Annotated in this window: 24 protein-coding genes and 1 tRNA gene; 16 read left to right on the top strand and 9 right to left on the bottom strand. The window is 62.6% G+C overall.

All coding sequences use genetic code 11. The features are described from left to right. Nucleotides 1–105: 105 nt before the first annotated feature. On the top strand, nt 106–303 hold the full coding sequence (locus DEM27_RS28995; RefSeq protein WP_109461735.1) for a hypothetical protein: 198 nt from the start codon (nt 106–108) through the stop codon (nt 301–303). Here the strand turns inward: DEM27_RS28995 and dprA are convergent. The 4 genes from dprA to DEM27_RS28975 form a co-directional block, all read right to left on the bottom strand. Further along, nucleotides 283–1,434 carry a DNA-processing protein DprA gene (dprA, locus tag DEM27_RS28990; protein WP_109461734.1) on the bottom strand — a complete coding sequence of 384 codons (1,152 nt, stop codon included), beginning with the start codon at nt 1,432–1,434 and terminating at the stop codon, nt 283–285. The genes DEM27_RS28995 and dprA overlap by 21 nt on opposite strands. Continuing rightward, on the bottom strand, nt 1,435–2,052 hold the full coding sequence (plsY, locus tag DEM27_RS28985) for a glycerol-3-phosphate 1-O-acyltransferase PlsY (protein WP_109461733.1): 618 nt from the start codon (nt 2,050–2,052) through the stop codon (nt 1,435–1,437). It lies immediately after the preceding gene. Between the two features lie 163 nt (nt 2,053–2,215). Further along, complete coding sequence (locus DEM27_RS28980; protein ID WP_109461732.1) at nt 2,216–3,505, bottom strand: dihydroorotase; 1,290 nt, start codon at nt 3,503–3,505, stop codon at nt 2,216–2,218. Beyond that, complete coding sequence (locus DEM27_RS28975; RefSeq protein ID WP_109461731.1) at nt 3,502–4,443, bottom strand: aspartate carbamoyltransferase catalytic subunit; 942 nt, start codon at nt 4,441–4,443, stop codon at nt 3,502–3,504. Before DEM27_RS28975 ends, DEM27_RS28980 begins: the two co-directional genes overlap by 4 nt. A gap of 165 nt (nt 4,444–4,608) precedes the next feature. Here DEM27_RS28975 and DEM27_RS28970 point away from each other — a divergent pair, with 165 nt between their 5' ends. After that, nucleotides 4,609–6,267, top strand: a complete 1,659-nt coding sequence (locus DEM27_RS28970; protein WP_109461730.1) for an acyl-CoA dehydrogenase family protein — start codon at nt 4,609–4,611, stop codon at nt 6,265–6,267. Nucleotides 6,268–6,294: 27 nt separating this feature from the next. On the opposite strand, the gene vapC is transcribed toward DEM27_RS28970, so the two are convergent. Together vapC and DEM27_RS28960 are read right to left on the bottom strand one after the other, a co-directional pair. Further along, nucleotides 6,295–6,690, bottom strand: coding sequence for a type II toxin-antitoxin system VapC family toxin (gene vapC / locus DEM27_RS28965; RefSeq protein WP_109461729.1), 396 nt, complete (start codon nt 6,688–6,690; stop codon nt 6,295–6,297). Then, the gene (locus tag DEM27_RS28960; protein WP_109461728.1) at nt 6,687–6,899 is read right to left on the bottom strand and encodes a type II toxin-antitoxin system VapB family antitoxin; all 213 of its coding nucleotides are present in this window, start codon (nt 6,897–6,899) and stop codon (nt 6,687–6,689) included. Before DEM27_RS28960 ends, vapC begins: the two co-directional genes overlap by 4 nt. Nucleotides 6,900–7,069: 170 nt before the next feature. Between DEM27_RS28960 and DEM27_RS34225 the strand changes: the two genes are divergently transcribed. Beyond that, nucleotides 7,070–7,234 carry a hypothetical protein gene (locus DEM27_RS34225; protein ID WP_165823665.1) on the top strand — a complete coding sequence of 55 codons (165 nt, stop codon included), beginning with the start codon at nt 7,070–7,072 and terminating at the stop codon, nt 7,232–7,234. Next, nucleotides 7,231–7,560 carry a DUF6105 family protein gene (locus DEM27_RS28955; protein WP_109461727.1) on the top strand — a complete coding sequence of 110 codons (330 nt, stop codon included), beginning with the start codon at nt 7,231–7,233 and terminating at the stop codon, nt 7,558–7,560. Before DEM27_RS34225 ends, DEM27_RS28955 begins: the two co-directional genes overlap by 4 nt. On the opposite strand, the gene ruvX is transcribed toward DEM27_RS28955, so the two are convergent. Together ruvX and DEM27_RS28945 are read right to left on the bottom strand one after the other, a co-directional pair. Further along, nucleotides 7,500–7,991 carry a Holliday junction resolvase RuvX gene (ruvX, locus tag DEM27_RS28950; protein WP_109461726.1) on the bottom strand — a complete coding sequence of 164 codons (492 nt, stop codon included), beginning with the start codon at nt 7,989–7,991 and terminating at the stop codon, nt 7,500–7,502. The genes DEM27_RS28955 and ruvX overlap by 61 nt on opposite strands. A 10-nt stretch (nt 7,992–8,001) precedes the next feature. Beyond that, nucleotides 8,002–8,310: a zinc ribbon domain-containing protein YjdM gene (locus DEM27_RS28945; protein ID WP_109461725.1), complete on the bottom strand. Its 309-nt coding sequence runs from the start codon at nt 8,308–8,310 to the stop codon at nt 8,002–8,004. 76 nt (nt 8,311–8,386) lie between these two features. Between DEM27_RS28945 and DEM27_RS28940 the strand changes: the two genes are divergently transcribed. The 6 genes from DEM27_RS28940 (at nt 8,387) to DEM27_RS28910 (ending at nt 13,302) form a co-directional block, all read left to right on the top strand. Continuing rightward, nucleotides 8,387–9,091 carry a metal-dependent hydrolase gene (locus DEM27_RS28940; protein ID WP_109461724.1) on the top strand — a complete coding sequence of 235 codons (705 nt, stop codon included), beginning with the start codon at nt 8,387–8,389 and terminating at the stop codon, nt 9,089–9,091. A gap of 96 nt (nt 9,092–9,187) precedes the next feature. Next, nucleotides 9,188–9,475: an Asp-tRNA(Asn)/Glu-tRNA(Gln) amidotransferase subunit GatC gene (gene gatC, locus DEM27_RS28935; protein WP_109461723.1), complete on the top strand. Its 288-nt coding sequence runs from the start codon at nt 9,188–9,190 to the stop codon at nt 9,473–9,475. A 50-nt stretch (nt 9,476–9,525) separates the two neighbouring features. Next, the gene (gene gatA / locus DEM27_RS28930) at nt 9,526–11,007 is read left to right on the top strand and encodes an Asp-tRNA(Asn)/Glu-tRNA(Gln) amidotransferase subunit GatA (protein ID WP_109461722.1); all 1,482 of its coding nucleotides are present in this window, start codon (nt 9,526–9,528) and stop codon (nt 11,005–11,007) included. Continuing rightward, a complete protein-coding gene (locus tag DEM27_RS28925) occupies nt 11,004–11,519 on the top strand; it encodes a GNAT family N-acetyltransferase (RefSeq protein ID WP_109461721.1) in 516 nt (171 codons plus the stop codon). The genes gatA and DEM27_RS28925 overlap by 4 nt, the downstream gene beginning before the upstream one ends. Nucleotides 11,520–11,774: 255 nt before the next feature. Further along, nucleotides 11,775–11,839: transfer RNA gene (locus DEM27_RS28915), tRNA-Asn, on the top strand. Between the two features lie 317 nt (nt 11,840–12,156). Continuing rightward, complete coding sequence (locus DEM27_RS28910) at nt 12,157–13,302, top strand: slipin family protein (protein ID WP_109461720.1); 1,146 nt, start codon at nt 12,157–12,159, stop codon at nt 13,300–13,302. A 39-nt stretch (nt 13,303–13,341) separates the two neighbouring features. Here the strand turns inward: DEM27_RS28910 and DEM27_RS28905 are convergent, their stop codons facing one another. Further along, nucleotides 13,342–13,599 carry a YjhX family toxin gene (locus DEM27_RS28905; RefSeq protein WP_109461797.1) on the bottom strand — a complete coding sequence of 86 codons (258 nt, stop codon included), beginning with the start codon at nt 13,597–13,599 and terminating at the stop codon, nt 13,342–13,344. 27 nt (nt 13,600–13,626) lie between these two features. On the opposite strand from DEM27_RS28905, the gene DEM27_RS33725 reads away from it, so the two are divergent. The 6 genes from DEM27_RS33725 (at nt 13,627) to DEM27_RS28880 (ending at nt 17,662) form a co-directional block, all read left to right on the top strand. Then, a complete protein-coding gene (locus tag DEM27_RS33725) occupies nt 13,627–13,881 on the top strand; it encodes a hypothetical protein (RefSeq protein ID WP_128755592.1) in 255 nt (84 codons plus the stop codon). Nucleotides 13,882–13,905: 24 nt separating this feature from the next. Beyond that, nucleotides 13,906–14,415 carry a GNAT family N-acetyltransferase gene (locus DEM27_RS28900; protein ID WP_109461719.1) on the top strand — a complete coding sequence of 170 codons (510 nt, stop codon included), beginning with the start codon at nt 13,906–13,908 and terminating at the stop codon, nt 14,413–14,415. Between the two features lie 107 nt (nt 14,416–14,522). Beyond that, nucleotides 14,523–16,025, top strand: coding sequence for an Asp-tRNA(Asn)/Glu-tRNA(Gln) amidotransferase subunit GatB (gatB, locus tag DEM27_RS28895; protein WP_109461718.1), 1,503 nt, complete (start codon nt 14,523–14,525; stop codon nt 16,023–16,025). Between the two features lie 4 nt (nt 16,026–16,029). Next, a complete protein-coding gene (locus tag DEM27_RS28890; protein WP_109461717.1) occupies nt 16,030–16,524 on the top strand; it encodes a GNAT family N-acetyltransferase in 495 nt (164 codons plus the stop codon). 221 nt (nt 16,525–16,745) lie between these two features. Beyond that, on the top strand, nt 16,746–17,144 hold the full coding sequence (locus DEM27_RS28885) for an NADH:ubiquinone oxidoreductase subunit NDUFA12 (protein ID WP_109461716.1): 399 nt from the start codon (nt 16,746–16,748) through the stop codon (nt 17,142–17,144). Nucleotides 17,145–17,221: 77 nt separating this feature from the next. Next, nucleotides 17,222–17,662, top strand: a complete 441-nt coding sequence (locus DEM27_RS28880) for a DUF2155 domain-containing protein (protein ID WP_109461715.1) — start codon at nt 17,222–17,224, stop codon at nt 17,660–17,662. Nucleotides 17,663–17,670: the final 8 nt, after the last annotated feature.

Here is a 17,670-nt window from a genome sequence, read left to right as displayed (position 1 = left end):
ATTGCAATTTGAGATAATTGATCTATCTTCCATACCACATGGAATCGAACAGGTTTTTCCGGTTCCGCTAATCTAATATCGGTTCTCACGAAGGCGAGAGTGGAAATGACCCCCAAGACAGCACAGGCCGATGATGGTGAAGCTTGGAGGCAGAACATCGCCTATATCCGGCAGATGCTCGGCGAGTTGCGTCAGGTCGCCCAGAGCGAGGGCGCCGAGACGTTATGCTACTTCATCGAAATGGCCTATATGGAGGCCGGCGATATCCAGGCTGGCCGCCGTTCAATCCGGCATCGCCAATGATACCAGGCCGCCGGCATGGCGATGCAGCCGTCCGGCAAGATCCAGTTCCAGCAAGACCAGGTAGACGGTCGCCGGCTGAATTTGCGTATGGCGGATGATGTCGTCGATCTCGACCGGTGTCGGGCCGAGCGCATCGATGATGCGGTCGCGCTCCTCTTCCCCGGGCGGCAGGAGCATCGGCCTTTCGCTTTCGTAGGGCGGCTCCCGGACGGAGGGATCGGAAAACAGATCGATTTGCGAGATCGGCGACAGTGCATTCAGCACATCCGCGGCCTCCGTCGTGACGATTGCCCCGTCCTTCAACAATCCGTTGGTGCCGTGGCAGCGGGGGTCCAGCGGTGAGCCTGGTACGGCAAACACCAGCCGCCCGAACTCGCCGGCCAGCCGGGCGGTGATCAGCGAACCGGAGCGGCTTGCGGCCTCGACCACCACCACCCCCAGCGCGACGCCGGCGATCAGCCGGTTGCGCCGCGGAAAATCGCGTGCCCGCGGCTCCCATCCGAATGGCATTTCGCTGATCGCCAATCCGCGTCCGTCACAGATTTCCTGCAGCAGGCCGATGTTTTCGGGCGGATAGGGCTGGTCGAGCCCGCCGGCCATGGCGGCGATCGTGCCGGTTTCCAGGCTGGCGCGGTGGGCGGCGGTGTCGATGCCGCGCGCCAGGCCGGAAATGACGGCATAACCCGCCCGCCCGGTATCCCTGGCGATCATCGCCGCAAACTTGGCGCCGCTGATCGAGGCATTGCGCGAGCCGACAATGCCGACGGCGGGCAGGACGGCAGTCGAGAGATCGCCCTTGACGGCGAGAAGAGGAGGGGCGCCGTCGATCTGGCGCAGGGCAGGGGGATAGTCCGGTTCGCCGATGCCGACGAAGGCGGCGCCGAATTTGCGGGCGACCGCCAGTTCGCGTTCGGCCTCATCGACGGTTGCGATCCGCATGGGACGGGCGGCGCCGCCCCGGCGCGAAAGGTCCGGCAGCATTTCCAGCGCCAGTTCCGCCGATCCGCAATGATTGATGAGGTCGCGAAAGGTGGCGGGACCGACTTTTTCGGTGCGGATCAACCGCAGCCAGGCGATCCTTTGTTTGTCCGTCAGCGCAATTCCCGTCTTCCTTGCGCCGCTGTTGGACATTTATCCCTTCTTTCCGATCTTGCTTTCGGTGCCGAGTATCAGCCGCTCGATGTTGGGCTTGTGTTTCCACCAGGTTATGATGGTCATCAACGCCAGAACGAGTGCCACTTTTTCAGCCCCCAGTATCCACAATGCAACCGGAATGACAAGGGTTGCAACCAGAGCGGACAGAGAAGAATAGCGGCTAAGGAAAGCGATCGTCAGCCAGATGGCCGCGAAGACCAGCACCATCCACGGTGCTAGGCCGAGCAGGATGCCGATATAGGTCGCCACGCCCTTGCCGCCCTTGAAGCCGAGCCATACGGGGAAGAGGTGGCCGAGGAAAGCGGCGAAGCCGGCGATCAGGCCGGCCTCGGCGCCAAAGGCCGCATCGGCGAGCAGCACCGCCGCCGTGCCCTTGAAGGCGTCGAGCAGTAAGGTGGCGAGCGCCAGCTTGCGGTTGCCGGTGCGCAGCACGTTGGTGGCGCCGATATTGCCGGAGCCGATCTTGCGGACGTCACCCAGCCCGGCGGCCCGTGTCAGAAGCAGGCCGAAGGGAATGGAGCCGAGCAGGTAGCCGAGCAGCAGGGAGGCCAGCGCCAGCGGCAGGGTGATCTGCCAGATCAAAATTTCGGTCATTGCGTCTCGCTCCCCGTATTCGTATCGCGACGTCCAACGGCTCGCGACCACCGTCACCTGCTTATTCGCGACAGCCCCGCATCTGCCTGCCGGCATCTTCTCCCCGCAGGCACGGAGAGGGTTAGGGGCAAAGCGGCAACCGCCAAGCCTCAGCCTGGAATTCTCATACCCCGAAAACCTGCTTGCCCGCCACATAGGTGGCAACCGCCCTGCCGCTGAAGCGCGCGTCGTCGAACGGCGTATTCTTGGAGCGCGACAGCAGCTGTTCCTTGGCGACCAGCCAGGGTTCGTCGAGGTCGATCAGCGTTATATCCGCCTTGGCGCCGGGCTTCAGCGTGCCGGCATCGAGACCGAAGATTTCTGCCGGCCGGGTCGACATGGCGGAAATCAGCCGGGCAAGCGGCACGCGGCCGTTATGATGCAAGCGCAGGGCTGCGGCCAGCATGGTTTCCAGGCCGACGGCACCGTCTTCGGCATCGGCAAACGGCAGCCGCTTGGTGTCGACGTCCTGCGGATCGTGCGAGGAGACGATGATGTCGATCGTGCCATCGGCCAGCGCATCGACCATGGCGCTGCGGTCGTCTTCCGAACGCAGCGGCGGCGACAGCTTGAAGAAGGTGCGGTATTCGCCGATGTCGTTCTCGTTGAGCGAAAGGTGGTTGATCGAGATGCCGCAGGTGACGTCGGCGCCGCGCCGGCGCGCCGTCCGGATCGCCTCGGCTGATTCGGGCACGGAGATCTTGGCGGCATGATATTTGGCGCGCGTCAGCGCCGCGATGCGCAGGTCGCGCTCCAGCGGGATGATTTCCGCTTCCTTCGGCACGCCGGAGAGGCCGAGCCAGCTGGCAAACAGCCCCTCGTTCATCACGCCGTTGGCGCCGAGATATTTGTCGCGGCTTTCGAGCGCGATGACGGCGCCGAATTCGCGGGCATAGGTCATCGCCCGGCGCAGCACCAATGTGTCGTGCACCGACTTGCGGCCGTTGGTGAAGGCGACGGCGCCCGATTCCATCAAGAGGCCGAACTCGGTCATCTCTTCGCCGGCAAGCCCCTTGGTGAGGGCCGCGGCCGGATAGACGTTGACCACCGCCTTGTCGCGCGCCGTCCTGAGCACGAACTCCACGAGCGCGATGTCGTCGATGACCGGATCGGTATCCGGCATCATGATGAAGGAGGTGACGCCGCCCGCCGCCGCCGCACGGCTGGCCGAGGCGATGGTCTCGCGATGTTCGGCGCCGGGTTCGCCGACATAGACGCGGGCATCGACCAGGCCCGGCACGGCGACGAGACCGCTGCAATCGCGCACCGTCGCACCTTCCGGCACGCCCTGGTTCTGCGCCGCGGCACCCGCGGCCGCAATCCGGCCGTTTTCGATGACGATCGTGCCGACCTCGTCGAGGTTGCGCGAGGGGTCGATGATGCGGGCGTTTTTCAGGACGGTGGTCGTGCTCATGCCCGTTCTCCGTTGTTCTGCGACAGCAGCAGGGCTTCCATGACGGCCATGCGCACGGCGACCCCCATTTCCACCTGTTGCTCGATGACGCTCTGCGGCCCGTCGGCGATCTCGGAGGCGATCTCGACGCCGCGGTTCATCGGCCCCGGATGCATCACCAGCGCGTCTTCCTTGGCATATTTCAGCTTCTCGGCATCGAGGCCGTAATAATGGAAATATTCCCGCACCGACGGCACGAAGGAGCCGGACATGCGCTCGCGCTGCAGGCGCAGCATCATCACCACGTCGGCATCCTTCAGGCCTTCCTCCATCGAGTGATAGACCTCGACGCTCATGTCGGCGATGCCGGCCGGCAGCAGCGTCGCCGGGCCGACGACGCGCACGCGCGCACCCATGGCGTTGAGCAGCAGGATATTGGAGCGGGCCACGCGCGAATGCAGCACGTCGCCGCAGATGGCGACGATGATGCGCGCCAGCTTGCCCTTGGCGCGGCGGATGGTGAGCGCATCGAGCAGCGCCTGCGTCGGGTGCTCGTGGGCGCCGTCGCCGGCATTGATCACCGAGCAGGAGACCTTTTGCGCCAGAAGCGCGGCAGCACCAGCGGAGGAATGGCGCACCACCAGCACGTCCGGATGCATGGCGTTCAGCGTCATCGCCGTGTCGATCAGGGTTTCGCCCTTCTTCACCGAGGAATTGCCGACCGACATGTTCATAACGTCGGCGCCGAGGCGCTTGCCTGCCAGCTCGAAAGACGATTGAGTGCGCGTCGAGGCTTCGAAGAACAGGTTGATCTGGGTGAGGCCGCGCAGGGTCGAGGTTTTCTTTTCCCGCTGCCGGCTGATCTTCACGGCTTCATCGGCCTTGTCGAGAAGATAACCGATATCCTGCTGGCTGAGACCCTTGATACCGATGAGGTGGCGGTGGGGAAAAAAGACCATGAGGCGCCTCCGGGCAATGTTCAGGCGGTCTATAAAGACTGGCGGCACGGCGGGCAAGCTTCTGCTATGAGGATTGGCGTGTGATCCCCAGTGCAATGCGATCCCCAAAACATTCTTAAACAAATCGCACTAGACGCAGGGATGCGGACAGGAACAGAAGACCCCATGACCAAGATGAGCCGGACGGAAGAAAAACTCGCCGAACTGAACCAGCCGAAACCCTGGTCCGGCGTCAACGCCTATCGGCTCGACCCGCTGCTGGTGGATATGACCGCCACCCTGCCGCGCGGCGTGCGCGACGAATTCGATGCGATCGGCCGTTACGTCACCTCGCCGGAAGTGCAGGATCTGGCGCGCATGGCGAATGAAGGCGTGCCGAAGCTGCGCACCCACGGACCGCGCGGCGAACGGCTCGACGTCGTGGAGTTCCATCCCGCCTGGCATGCGCTGATGCGCCGTTCGATGGCGAACGGCCTGCATTCCTCGCTGTGGGACAGCCAGGCCGATCCGGAGGCCAAGGGCAAGGCGCACAAGCTGCGCGCCACGCGCTTCTACCTGACGGCGCAGGCAGAATGCGGCCATCTCTGCCCGCTGACGATGACCAGCGCTTCCGTAGCCGCCTTGATGGCATCGCCGGCGGTGCAAAAGGAATGGGCGCCAAAAATCCTGTCGCGGAAATATGATTCGGCCAACAAGCCGGCGATGCAGAAGACCGCCGTCACCATCGGCATGGGCATGACGGAAAAGCAGGGCGGCACGGATGTGCGCGCCAATCGCTCTGTCGCCGAGCGTGTCGGCGAGGGCATTTACCGTCTCTCCGGCCACAAATGGTTCATGTCGGCGCCGATGAGCGATGCCTTCGTCATGCTGGCGAAGACGCGCGAGGGCCTCGGCTGCTTCCTGGTGCCGCGGTTACTGGAAGACGGGTCGGGCAACGGCCTGCAGTTCCAGCGCCTCAAGGACAAGATCGGCAACCGTTCCAATGCGTCGTCTGAGGTGGAATTCACCGATACCTTCGGTTTCCTGCTCGGCGAGCCGGATGCCGGCGTGCGCACCATTCTCGACATGGTGACGCTGACGCGGCTCGATTGCGCGCTGGCCTCCGCCGGCATCATGCGCGCCTCCTTGGCCGAAGCCGTGCATCATACTCGCGGCCGCAGCGTTTTCGGCAAGATGCTGGTCAGCCAGCCGATCATGACCCGGGTTCTGGCCGACATGGCGCTCGACGTCGCCGCCGCCACCGCGCTCGCGTTTCGTCTTTCCGATGCCTTCGACCGGGCGCGCGACAGCGCCGAGGATGCGGCCTATGCCCGCGTCATGACGCCGGTGACGAAATACTGGTGCTGCAAGATCGCGCCGGCCTTGATCTACGAGGCGATGGAATGCATCGGCGGCAGCGGCTACATCGAGGAACGGCCGATCGCCCGGCATTACCGCGAGGCGCCCGTCAATGCCATCTGGGAAGGCTCGGGCAATGTCATGGCGCTCGACGTGCTGCGGGTGCTGAGCCGCGGCCGCGACCTCTTCGAAACGGTTTTTGCCGGCATTGCCCGCGATATCGGTCCGTCGGGACGCAAGACGGTCGAGGTGCTGCGCGCCGCCATGGCGCTGTGCGAGCGCGACGAGGGGGCAGGGCGCCTGCTGATCGAACAGCTGGCGCTGGCCGCCGCCGCTGCGGAACTGTACCGCCTCGGCGCCGGCCGCATCGCCGATGCCTTCCTGGAAACACGGCTTGCTGCCGGCTGGCGCTCGACCTACGGCATGCTCGATTCCCGCTTCGACGCGGGCCATATCGTCGATCTGTTGTATCCGCCGGCGGCGTAACGCGCCGATTTTCCGAGAATCGTGGTCCTACGGCGTGACGATCCGGAGGCCGAGGTGCTGGGCCATCGGCGAAAAATCCCTGTCGTCGTGCAACAGGCCGTAACCATTGCGGATGCAGTAGGTGCCGATGATCAGGTCGATCGTCTTGCGGATGGTCAAACCTTTTTCGCGAAGCAGGCGATAGTTGCGGGCAGCGGCGACGGCAAGATCTGCATCGACCATCGGCCGGATCGAAAACTGGCGCAGTCGCGCTTCGATAAAACGGGCATGGTGATCGTCACGGGCGCCCTGCAGCAACTCCAGCAGCACAAGGTCGCCGACGACGATCAGATGTTCCTGGCCGCTCATCCGCAAAAACCGTGTCGCTGCCGTATCCATCGCCCGGAAATAGGCGATCCAGACGGAGCTGTCGACGACGATCATCCCGTCTTGCCGAGCTTTGTCTCGTCGCGCATCACTTCGAGATCTCCGTCCCAGCCGATACCCCAGAGCTCATCCAGAGCCTGGCGCTGGGCATGGCGGCGGATCATCTCCTTCAGCGCCGCCTCGATCGCTGCCTTTTTCGTCGGCAGGCCGCTGGCTTCCATCGCCTCGCGCATCAGGTCGTCATCTATATCGACATTCGTACGCATCACCATCTCCGATGTGTATGAGTTGGGAAAACTATACACATCGGTGGTGTCCCGCAAGCCATCCACAGCTTCGCCGCCACGCCGTTAACCTTAACAAAGGGTTTACGTTGCGAAAAAAGGGTTAACGCGCCAAGGTCCGGTTAACGATAATTTTAACGACCGGACATTCCATGCGGAGCCGTTTGGCAAGATTTGCGTTGCTGTTCATCATGATGATGTTTTTTGCAGCGCTCGCTCTCGATATCGCCGTGCCGGCAACGGTTCTGGGCGTCATGGCGCTGGTCAACGGGCTTTTGTTATCCGGCGAGGGCGGATGGAAGGAGGAAACCGCATGAAGTGGTTTCTGATCCTATGGGCCGGGCCGATCCTGCTGCTCGGCAGCTGGTACGGCCTATCCTATTACGACATGAGCTTCGGCATCTTCATGCTGACCCGCAAGGCGCATGACCTCGTCTTCCAGATCTACGGCAACGTGCTCGGCATTCCGCCGGAAACCATTCCGCCGCTCGTTGCCCGCGCCATCGTCGTCGACAGCCTCGTTGTCTTCGCCATCATCGGCTTTCGTCGCCGCAAGGCGATCGCCGCCTGGTGGCGACGCCGTCATCCGGCGTCGTCGGAGGCGGCCCTTTCCAGGGACGACAGCCTGTCGAGCGCGCCCTGAAGGATGAAACTGGCGGCGGCCGAATCGATGCGTTCTGCCCGCTTCTTGCGTGACACGTCCATTTCCAGAAGCGCGCGCTCGGCTGCGACGGTCGAGAGCCGTTCATCCCAGTAGACGAAGGGCAGGGCGGTCTTTTCGCTCATCGACCGAACGAAGGCGCGTGTCGCCTGGACGCGCGGCCCGGCACTGCCGTCCATGTTGACGGGCAGGCCGATGATGAAAGCCACGATCTTTTCGCGAGCGGCGAAATCGAGCAGCACCTCGGCATCCCGGGTGAATTTCACCCGCTTGATTACCGGCCGCGGGCTGGCGAATCGCCGCCCGATGTCCGAGACCGCCAGCCCGATCGTCTTGGTGCCGAGATCGAGGCCGGCGACGGCCTGGCCGCGGGTCAGAATGCCGGCCAGGTCTTCGATGGTCAGTGTCGCCATACGCCGGTGCTCAGCGCTTGCGCACGAATTCGGTGCGCAGGACGAGGCCTTTGATGGCGTCGTGCTTGCAGTCGATCTCGTCCTTGTTGTCGGTCAGGCGGATCGATTTGATCACCGTGCCCTGCTTCAGCGTCGTGCCGGCGCCCTTGACCTTGAGATCCTTGATCAGCGTCACCGAATCGCCGTCGGCGAGCACGTTGCCGGCACTGTCGTAGACAAGCGCCTCCTTCGCCGCCGCGGCGGCAAGTTCGGAAGCCGGCCGCCATTCGCCGGTCGCTTCGTCATACACATATTCGTCATCGTCAGTCGCCATGGTCATTTCCAATTCACACTCACTGTCATTTGCGTATATCCACCTATGTCATATTCTTCCAGAGAATCCAAAGGAGTACCCCATGAAGATCACATGGCTCGGCCATTCGGCCTTTCGTCTCGACATTGCCAAGGCAAGTATTCTGATCGATCCCTTCTTCAGCGGCAATCCGGGTTTCGGCGGTCTTGACGCCAAGGAGGCAGCTGCCGGCATCACTCATATCCTCCTGACCCACGGCCACGGCGACCATGTCGGCGATACGATCGCACTTGCCGGTGAAACCGGTGCGACGGTGCTCGCCAATGCCGACCTCGCTTCCTGGCTCGGCTCGAAGGGCGTCCCGAAGATCGAGATGGGCAATACCGGCGGCACCATCGGTTTCGGCGGTTTTACCGTCACCTTCACCAATGCGCTGCATTCGTCGGCGCAGATCACCGAGGACGGCGTTTCGCATGCGCTCGGCAATGCCAACGGCCTGATGCTGCATTTCGACGACGAGCCGACGCTGTTCCACATGGGCGATACCGACATCTTCTCCGACATGGGCCTGATCAACGAGTTGCACCAGCCGGAGATCGGCCTGGTGCCGATCGGCGACCGGTTCACCATGGGCGGTGCCGTGGCCGCGCTTGCCTGCCAGCGCTTCTTCTCGTTCCAGACGGCCATTCCCTGCCACTACGGCTCGTTCGGAATCATCGACCAGACGCCGGAAAAATTCGTCGCCGGCATGGATGGCGCCAAGACGAAGGTGGAGACGCCGAAGGCCGGTGTGAGCCTGTCTCTCTGACAAATCCCCGTTGCGCGGGCGCGGCTGGGCATTTATAGCGGGGGAAAACAAGATGCCGTTTGGAATTTACGGCATCTTATGAACCGGAGAAAATCGATGTCCGTAGACCTCGCCACCGTGAAGCGTGTTGCGCGCCTTGCCCGTATCGCCGTCAGCGAAGAAGAGGCTGATCGCATTGTGGGCGAGCTGAACGGTATCCTGGGCTTTGTGGAGCAATTGTCCGAAGTCGATGTCGACGGCGTCGAGGCTATGACCTCGGTAACCCCGATGGCAATGAAGAAGCGTATCGACGCGGTGACCGACGGCAACAAGGCCGCCGACATCGTCGCCAATGCGCCGGTCACCGACCAGAATTTCTTCCTGGTGCCGAAAGTGGTCGAATAAGCCGACCTGTTCCGCCGAAAAACGCCCGCTACTCCGAAAGCTCGACTCCCATGACCGACCTCATCCGCCTGACCATTGCCGAAGCGCGCGAAAAGCTCCTTGCCAAGGAGATCAAAGCGACCGAACTGACCGAAGCCTATGTCTCGGCGATCGAGGCGGCAAACGACAAGATCAATGCCTATGTCAAGGTAACGCCGGAAAAGGCATTGCAGATGGCGGAAGTGTCCGACGCGCGCATAGCCAGCGGCAAGGCCGGCGCTCTCGAAGGCATCCCGCTCGGCATCAAGGACCTGTTCGGCACCGAAGGCATCCACACCCAGGCCTGCAGTCACATCCTCGACGGCTTCAAGCCGCATTACGAATCGACCGTCACCCAGAACCTCTGGAATGACGGCGCCGTCATGCTCGGCAAGCTGAACATGGACGAGTTCGCCATGGGCTCCTCCAACGAAACCTCCTATTACGGCCCGGTCATCAACCCGTGGCGCGCCAAGGGCTCCAACCAGCAGCTCGTGCCGGGCGGCTCGTCGGGCGGTTCGGCCGCTGCCGTCGCCGCCTTCCTCTGCGCCGGCGCCACCGCCACGGATACCGGCGGCTCGATCCGCCAGCCGGCCGCCTTCACCGGCACCGTCGGCATCAAGCCGACCTATGGCCGCTGCTCGCGCTGGGGCGTCGTCGCCTTCGCCTCGTCGCTCGACCAGGCCGGCCCGATCGCCCGCGACGTGCGCGACGCCGCCATCCTGCTGAAGTCGATGGCAAGCGTCGATGCCAAGGACACCACGTCGGTGGACCTGCCGGTGCCGGATTACGAAGCCTCGCTCGGCCAGTCGCTCAAGGGCATGAAGATCGGCATTCCCAACGAATATCGCGTCGACGGCATGCCGGAAGAAATCGAAACGCTCTGGCAACAGGGCATCGCCTGGCTGAAGGACGCCGGCGCCGAGATCGTCGACATCTCGCTGCCGCATACCAAGTATGCCCTGCCGGCCTACTACATCGTCGCTCCCGCCGAAGCCTCGTCGAATCTCGCGCGCTACGACGGCGTGCGTTACGGCCTGCGTCTCGACGGCAAGGACATCGTCGATCTCTATGAGAAGACCCGCGCCGCCGGTTTCGGCAAGGAAGTCAAGCGCCGCATCATGATCGGCACCTACGTGCTGTCGGCCGGTTATTACGACGCCTATTACCTGCGCGCCCAGAAGGTTCGCACGCTGATCAAGCGCGACTTCGAACTGGCTTTCCATGCGGGCGTCGATGCCATCCTGACGCCGGCCACACCGTCGTCCGCCTTTGGCGTCGCCGACGAGGACCTCGCATCCGATCCGGTGAAGATGTACCTGAACGACATCTTCACGGTAACGGTGAACATGGCCGGCCTGCCGGGCATCGCCGTTCCCGCCGGCCTCGACCACAAGGGCCTGCCGCTCGGCCTGCAGCTCATCGGCAAGCCGTTCGAGGAAGAGACCCTGTTCAGGACCGCGCATGTCATCGAGCAGGCCGCCGGCCGCTTCTCGCCGGACAAGTGGTGGTGAGCGAAGGGTTTTTCCTTCGCACCATGATGCCGGAAGACGCCGATGCGGTCGCCCGCATCGGTTATGAATCCTGGGTGGAGGACCGGTTCCACCCCGAATGGTTCGAGCCCGCCGTCGAGCGCCGGGTCCATGACGCCTTCCGCAAATTTGCCGATGATCCGCAGGCGGACGTCGTCGTCTGCCAGGTCACGGATGAGATTGCAGGCTGGGGCGCACGCGACAGTCGCGATCACCCGGGCGACCGCTCGCAGCCCTGGAACTACATATCCGATCTCTGGACTGCCCCGCTCTGGCAGGGAAAAGGTATCGGTACGGCTATCATTGACGAATTGCTGTCGCGCATGCGCGCAGAAACGATCGAGACGGCGACCATCGAGGTCGTCGAGGCCAATCACAAGGCGCATCGCCTCTACCTGAAGCGCGGCTTTGCGGAAATGTGGCGCGGAGATACCTTTTCGGAGACATTGGGCCTTCCCATCCGGCGCATCCTGTTGGAGCGACCGCTCGGTTGATCCGGTGTTGCCGGACGGCAACATATTCGCGATGTCGCGACAAATCTTTCCCGGAGCCAGAATAAAGCCGCGTGGCGCTGCGTATAGGCAGGGTGCGCACATCAACGGATGAGATCAAAACCTCCTCCCGCGCAGGCGGCTTTGCCGTCCTGTGTACGGATGACGCACCGGACGTCTTTGCGGACCTAGCTCAGCGGTAGAGCGCCGGACCTTGTCCGGAGGTCGTAGGTTCGATTCCTACTGTATGCTCCAGGGATAGCTCGATGGGTGAGAGCATCAGACTGTTAATCTGATTGTTGAAGGTTCGAATCCTTCTCAAAGCTGGGTAACACCAGCACCAGCCACCACGCTGTTCAATACGGTCCGGAAACCGGCATGCGGAGAGTTTTGGGAAAGCCGAAAGGCGGAACCTGGAGTTCGATGCCGGGACTGCCCGCCGTCCGGCGGTGAGGATCAAGCCGCGTGACGGCCGGCAACGGAGTTTTCTCCCGCGCCCGCCGTGACGCCGTACGATCCGCTCCCGCCGGCCCACGGGTTTGTCCTGCCACCGGTTTCCGGATCACATGCGTCCGGACCAGGAAAAGAGAAAGAAAGGAAGATCGGTTCATGCCGTGAGCCATGCCGAGGAGTAGGAACGATGACGAGCATTCTTGAATTGATTTTGGGGCGCCAGCGCGTCCTGGTGAAGGAAAACGAACGGGTTGTTGTCTTGCACAAGGGCCGGATCCTCGGGATCTACGGACCGGGCGAGCACATGCTGCCGCGGCGCGGCGGTGACCTCGAGGTGATCCGCCACGACCTTGCCTCCGTCACGTTCACCTCGGCCTACGAAAAGGCATTGTTCGACAGGTTGCCGGACGTGGCGGCGCATCATCTGACGGCGTACCGCACCGGAACCGGTGAGGTGATGGTGCTGGAGCGCGACGGCCAGATCTACACGGTGTTTGCGCCGAACCAGAAGATGACCGTCTGGAACGACGCCGGACCGTGGAAGGAAACGCGCTTCGACGTCACCGGCGATCTTTCGGTCGATCCGGCGCTGGTGCGCCGGCTGGTCGCCGCCCGCCGCGCGGAACTGCTGACCAACAGCACCGTGCAGGACGGCCAGGTCGGTCTGCTGTTCATCGACGGGATCTACCAGCGCCTGTTGCAGCCGGGTCTGCACGGCTTCTGGAACGTCGGTCGCAGCGTCCAGGTCAAGGCCGTCGACCTGAAGCGGCAGTCGCTCGATGTCGCGGGGCAGGAGTTGCTGACCCGTGACCGCGTAACCATCCGCGTCAACATCACGGCGGAATACCGTGTGGTCGATCCGGTGAAGGCCGTGACGTCGGTGAAGGATTTTGCGGATGCGCTTTACCGCGCCCTGCAATTCGCCTTCCGCCGGACGCTGGGCACGATGACGCTCGACCAGATCCTCGAGCGCAGCGTTTCCGTGCATGCCGAGGCGACCGACAAGGTGCGCGCTGATATGGCGGAGATCGGCCTGGAGATCCTCGGCATCGAGCTCAAGGATGTGATCCTGCCGGGCGAGATGCGCGAGATCCTCAACCAGGTGGTCGCGGCCGAGAAGCAGGCCGAGGCCAACGTCATCCGCCGCCGCGAGGAAACGAACGCCACCCGTTCGCTGCTCAACACGGCAAAGGTGATGGCCGAGAACCCGGTGATGCTGCGGCTGAAGGAACTGGAAGCTCTGGAAGCCATCGCCGGCAAGGTCGAGCGCCTGACCATCCACAACGGTACGGGCGGATTGATGAACGACATCGTCAAGTTGCGCGGCGAATGAACGGGGCGCCGCCGGGAAACCGGCGGCGCCTTTACCGCTTCAGCGATTGTCGAGTTGCGCACGTACCAGCCGCAAACCCTTGTCGGTGATGCGATAGGGTTGTCCGCCCGACGAGCGGATGGCTTTCAGCCGTTTCAGCTTCCTGAACAGCGCCATGTCGATATCCGGATAAAGCCAGCCGTCACGCGTGAAGCAACTGACGGTTTCGACCTTCTTGCGGTCGTCGCGTTCGATTTCGATTCGGCCGCCCTGGGCCATGAGATGCAGGATGCGCTGTTCTGCGCGGGAAATATCCATTGATGTGAGATCCGAACAGGCGCCGTAATGGCGCAGAAAAACGATCTGGCGTTTTTGCAAACGTCAGGGATTTCGTTTTTCGGGCCCGTGCCCGCAGAATACCGCGAGCAGGGGCCTTTACCGGGTCTCAGGCGAGAACATCAAAGCTCCGTGAATGGACATGTTTTTCTAGAAGTTTGGCCGTGTCAGGTCAAGCACGCGTTGATGGCGCCGGTTGCCGGCAGCGGCGGACTGTCGAAATTCCGCGCCGCTGCTGGAAAAACCGAAATGTGGATGGTTTAATGCTGGAATAACAAAGGGGTGCCCATGATCAACATTCGCCATGCACACGACGACGAAGCGAGCCTTCTGGCCGAGATCGGCATCAGGGCGTGGGGCAGGGCGATGCTGAGCGTCGGGGACATCGAGGCGATGGAGAAGGGCGCCGAGAGCGCCTTTACCAACTTCACCCGCGGCTCCTGGCGCACCATCACCGTCGTCGAACGTCATGGCGTCCCCGTCGGTTGGGCTGCCCGCGAAATGCTTGACGAAAACATCACCGATTTCTGGATCGACCCGAGCCAGGAGGGCCAGGGGCTGGGAAAGGCGCTGCTGGACGTCGTCGAGGAAGAAATCCGCAGCAGGGGTTTTGACAAGGCTTGCCTGCAGACGCATGCCCGTAACGAACAGGCGGTGCGTTTTTTCACCGCGCGCGGTTATTCGGTTCAATGGCTGTCTTTCGTCTATTCCCCGAAGCTCGATCGCGATGTCGAGACGGTCGGCCTTGTCAAATATTTCGCCGTCGAGGAGCCGGATACCTATGGGCCGGGGTTCTGAGCCTTGCGCCACCGCCTTCTCACCCGGTTTGCCGTCAGAAGCCTTGCGCCGCCAACGCAATTGCTCTACCTCACGGATCTGAAAAAACAGCCTATCACGAGCGTAAGATGACCCTTGTTGACGTCCGCACACCCGATCCGAAGCGCTTTATTCCCGGTGCCACTGGCGACTGGGAAGTCATCATCGGCATGGAAGTCCATGCGCAGGTCCTGAGCAAGTCCAAGCTCTTCTCCGGGGCCTCGACCGAGTTCGGCAAGCCTGCCAATTCCAACGTGTCGCTCGTCGATGCCGCCATGCCCGGCATGCTGCCGGTCATCAACGAGGAATGTGTCCGCCAGGCGGTGCGCACCGGTCTCGGCCTCAAGGCGCAGATCAACAAGCGTTCGGTCTTCGACCGCAAGAACTATTTTTATCCCGACCTGCCGCAGGGCTACCAGATCTCGCAGTTCAAGGATCCGATCGTCGGCGAAGGCAAGATCGTCATCTCGCTCGGCCCCGATCGCCAGGGCAATTTCGAAGACATCGAAATCGGCATCGAACGCCTGCACCTGGAGCAGGATGCCGGCAAGTCGATGCACGACCAGCACGCCACCATGTCTTATGTCGACCTGAACCGCTCCGGCGTGGCGCTGATGGAAATCGTCTCCAAGCCCGACATGCGCTCGTCCGACGAGGCGAAAGCCTACATGACGAAGCTGCGCTCGATCGTACGTTACCTCGGCACCTGCGACGGCAACATGGATGAAGGCTCGATGCGCGCCGACGTCAACGTTTCCGTCCGCCGCCCCGGCGAGGCCTTCGGCACGCGTTGCGAGATCAAGAACGTCAATTCCATCCGCTTCATCGGCCAGGCGATCGAATACGAGGCGCGCCGCCAGATCGGAATCCTGGAGGACGGCGGCAGCATCGACCAGGAAACCCGCCTGTTCGATCCGAACAAGGGCGAGACGCGGTCGATGCGCTCCAAGGAAGATGCGCACGACTATCGCTATTTCCCCGATCCCGACCTGCTGCCGCTGGAATTCGACGACGCCTTCGTCGCCGGGCTGGAAAAGCATCTGCCGGAACTGCCCGACGACAAGAAGACGCGGTTCGTGCGTGAACTCGGTCTCTCGGTCTACGACGCCTCGGTGCTGGTATCGGAAAAGGCGATTGCCGATTATTTCGAAGCCGTTGCCGAAGGCCGCGACGGCAAGATCGCCGCAAACTGGGTTATCAACGACCTCTTGGGCGCCTTGAACAAAATCGGCAAAGATATTGAAGAGACTCCGGTTTCTCCTGCCCAGCTTGGCGGCATCATCGATCTGATCAAGGCCGAAACCATTTCCGGCAAGATCGCCAAGGACCTGTTCGAGATCGTGCTCGCCGAAGGCGGCGACCCGGCGGAAATCGTCGAGGCCCGCGGCATGAAGCAGGTCACCGATACCGGGGCGATCGAAAAGGCCGTCGACGAGATCATCGCCGCCAATCCGGACCAGGTCGCCAAGGTCCAGGCCAAGCCGACGCTTGCCGGCTGGTTCGTCGGCCAGGTGATGAAGGCGACCGGCGGCAAGGCCAATCCGCAGGCGGTGCAGGCGCTGGTCAAGGCCAAACTCGGCATCGAGGAGTAAAGCGGTGTTTTTCGTCCGCACCGGTGGCGAGCGCGATCTGGCGCAGGTGGGCACGCTGCTGACGGAAACGCTGCACGCCACCTACAACACGCTCTACAGCGCCGACGAGGTGGAGGCGATGGCAACCGCCATCGCTTCGCCGGCGGCGCTGAAGGCCGCTCTGCGCGAAAAGGGTGGCGAGTTCCTCGTCGCCGACGACGGCCGCAAGATCGGCGGCATGGCGTTTGCCGGAATGTCCGACCGACTTGCCAAGACGGCGGTCATCCGCCAGCTTTACGTGCATCCCTCCCACCAGCGGCAGGGTGTTGGGCGCGACCTGTTTGCGGAAATCGAGACCTGCTTCCCCGATGCGGAAATCCTCCGGCTGGAGATCGATTTCCGCAATGCCGGCGCTATCGCTTTCTTCCACGCGCATGGCATGCGCGAGATCGACCGCATCGAGGTTGCCGGCGATCCCGCTCCGCTGACGGTGGTTCTCGAAAAGCCGCTTGGGCTTTGACAACGCCCCGCGTCGCTTGTTTTCCATGACCGGGCTTGCGGCTGCCACGCTATTTTAAGGAAGATATTGTAAGCCGAGGCGCGGCGATTTGACGTCGCAGTAGCGGAGAAATGACGCGGACCAGCGGCGGGAATCACTAGACAATTCCGGCCTCAGGCGGCATAAGCGAAGGAACAGATTTCGCGCGCTTTAAGCGTTTTTGCGAAGCCGAAGGAAAAGACATGAAGAATCTCCTGTTGCAGATTTTCACCTGGTGGAGCGGCCAGACCATCGGCACGCGGTTCCACACCTGGCGTCACGGCGAACGCGTCGGCCAGGACGAATTCGGCAATGTCTATTACCAGGGCGGCAAGGATTCCGAGGGCCGCACGCGCCGCTGGGTGATCTACAACGGTTATGCAGAAGCCTCGGCGATCCCGCCTGGCTGGCACGGCTGGATGCACCACCGCACCGACGTTCCCCCGAGCAAGGAAAACTACGTCGCCCGCGACTGGCAGAAGCAGCACCGCGCCAATCTGACCGGCACGCCGCAGGCCTACCGTCCGCCGGGCTCGCTGGCCGTTCCCGGCGAACGGCCGCGCGTTACCGGCGACTACGACGCCTGGACCCCGGGGAACTGACCCCGGTTTTGGCCACATTTGGGGTTTAGCTCCAAAGCCGATCGTTTGGGGTTGGCATATGCTGGAGACGGGAGAATATGGGTCTTTTCACGCAAGATCGTTCTTGGCGTGTGTCATTGATTGCAGTGATGACGGTCGCTTCGGGTCTGTTTCTTCCCGCAGCGAGCAGCCATGCGGCGCGTATTTCCAACACGGTCGCCGTGTTTTCCGGGATCGACAAGATCACCGGCCGCATCACCACCTTCGACGTCTACATTGACGAAACCGTGCAGTTCGGTGCCCTGCAGGTAACGCCGAAGGTCTGTTATTCCCGCGATGAAACCGAAGCGCAGAAGATCGACGCTTTCGTCGAAGTCGACGAGATCACGCTCGATCGCAAGATCCGCCGCATCTTTTCCGGCTGGATGTTTGCCGACAGCCCGGGCCTCAATGCCGTTGAGCATCCGATCTACGACGTCTGGCTGAAAGAGTGCAAGCAGAACTCCGAAGTTCCGCCGCCGGACAACGCGCAGAACTGATCGCCACC

The organism is Rhizobium album (assembly GCF_003122325.1).
In the GTDB taxonomy this organism is placed as follows: domain Bacteria; phylum Pseudomonadota; class Alphaproteobacteria; order Rhizobiales; family Rhizobiaceae; genus Metarhizobium; species Metarhizobium album.
This window is presented reverse-complemented; position numbering and strand designations above follow the sequence as displayed.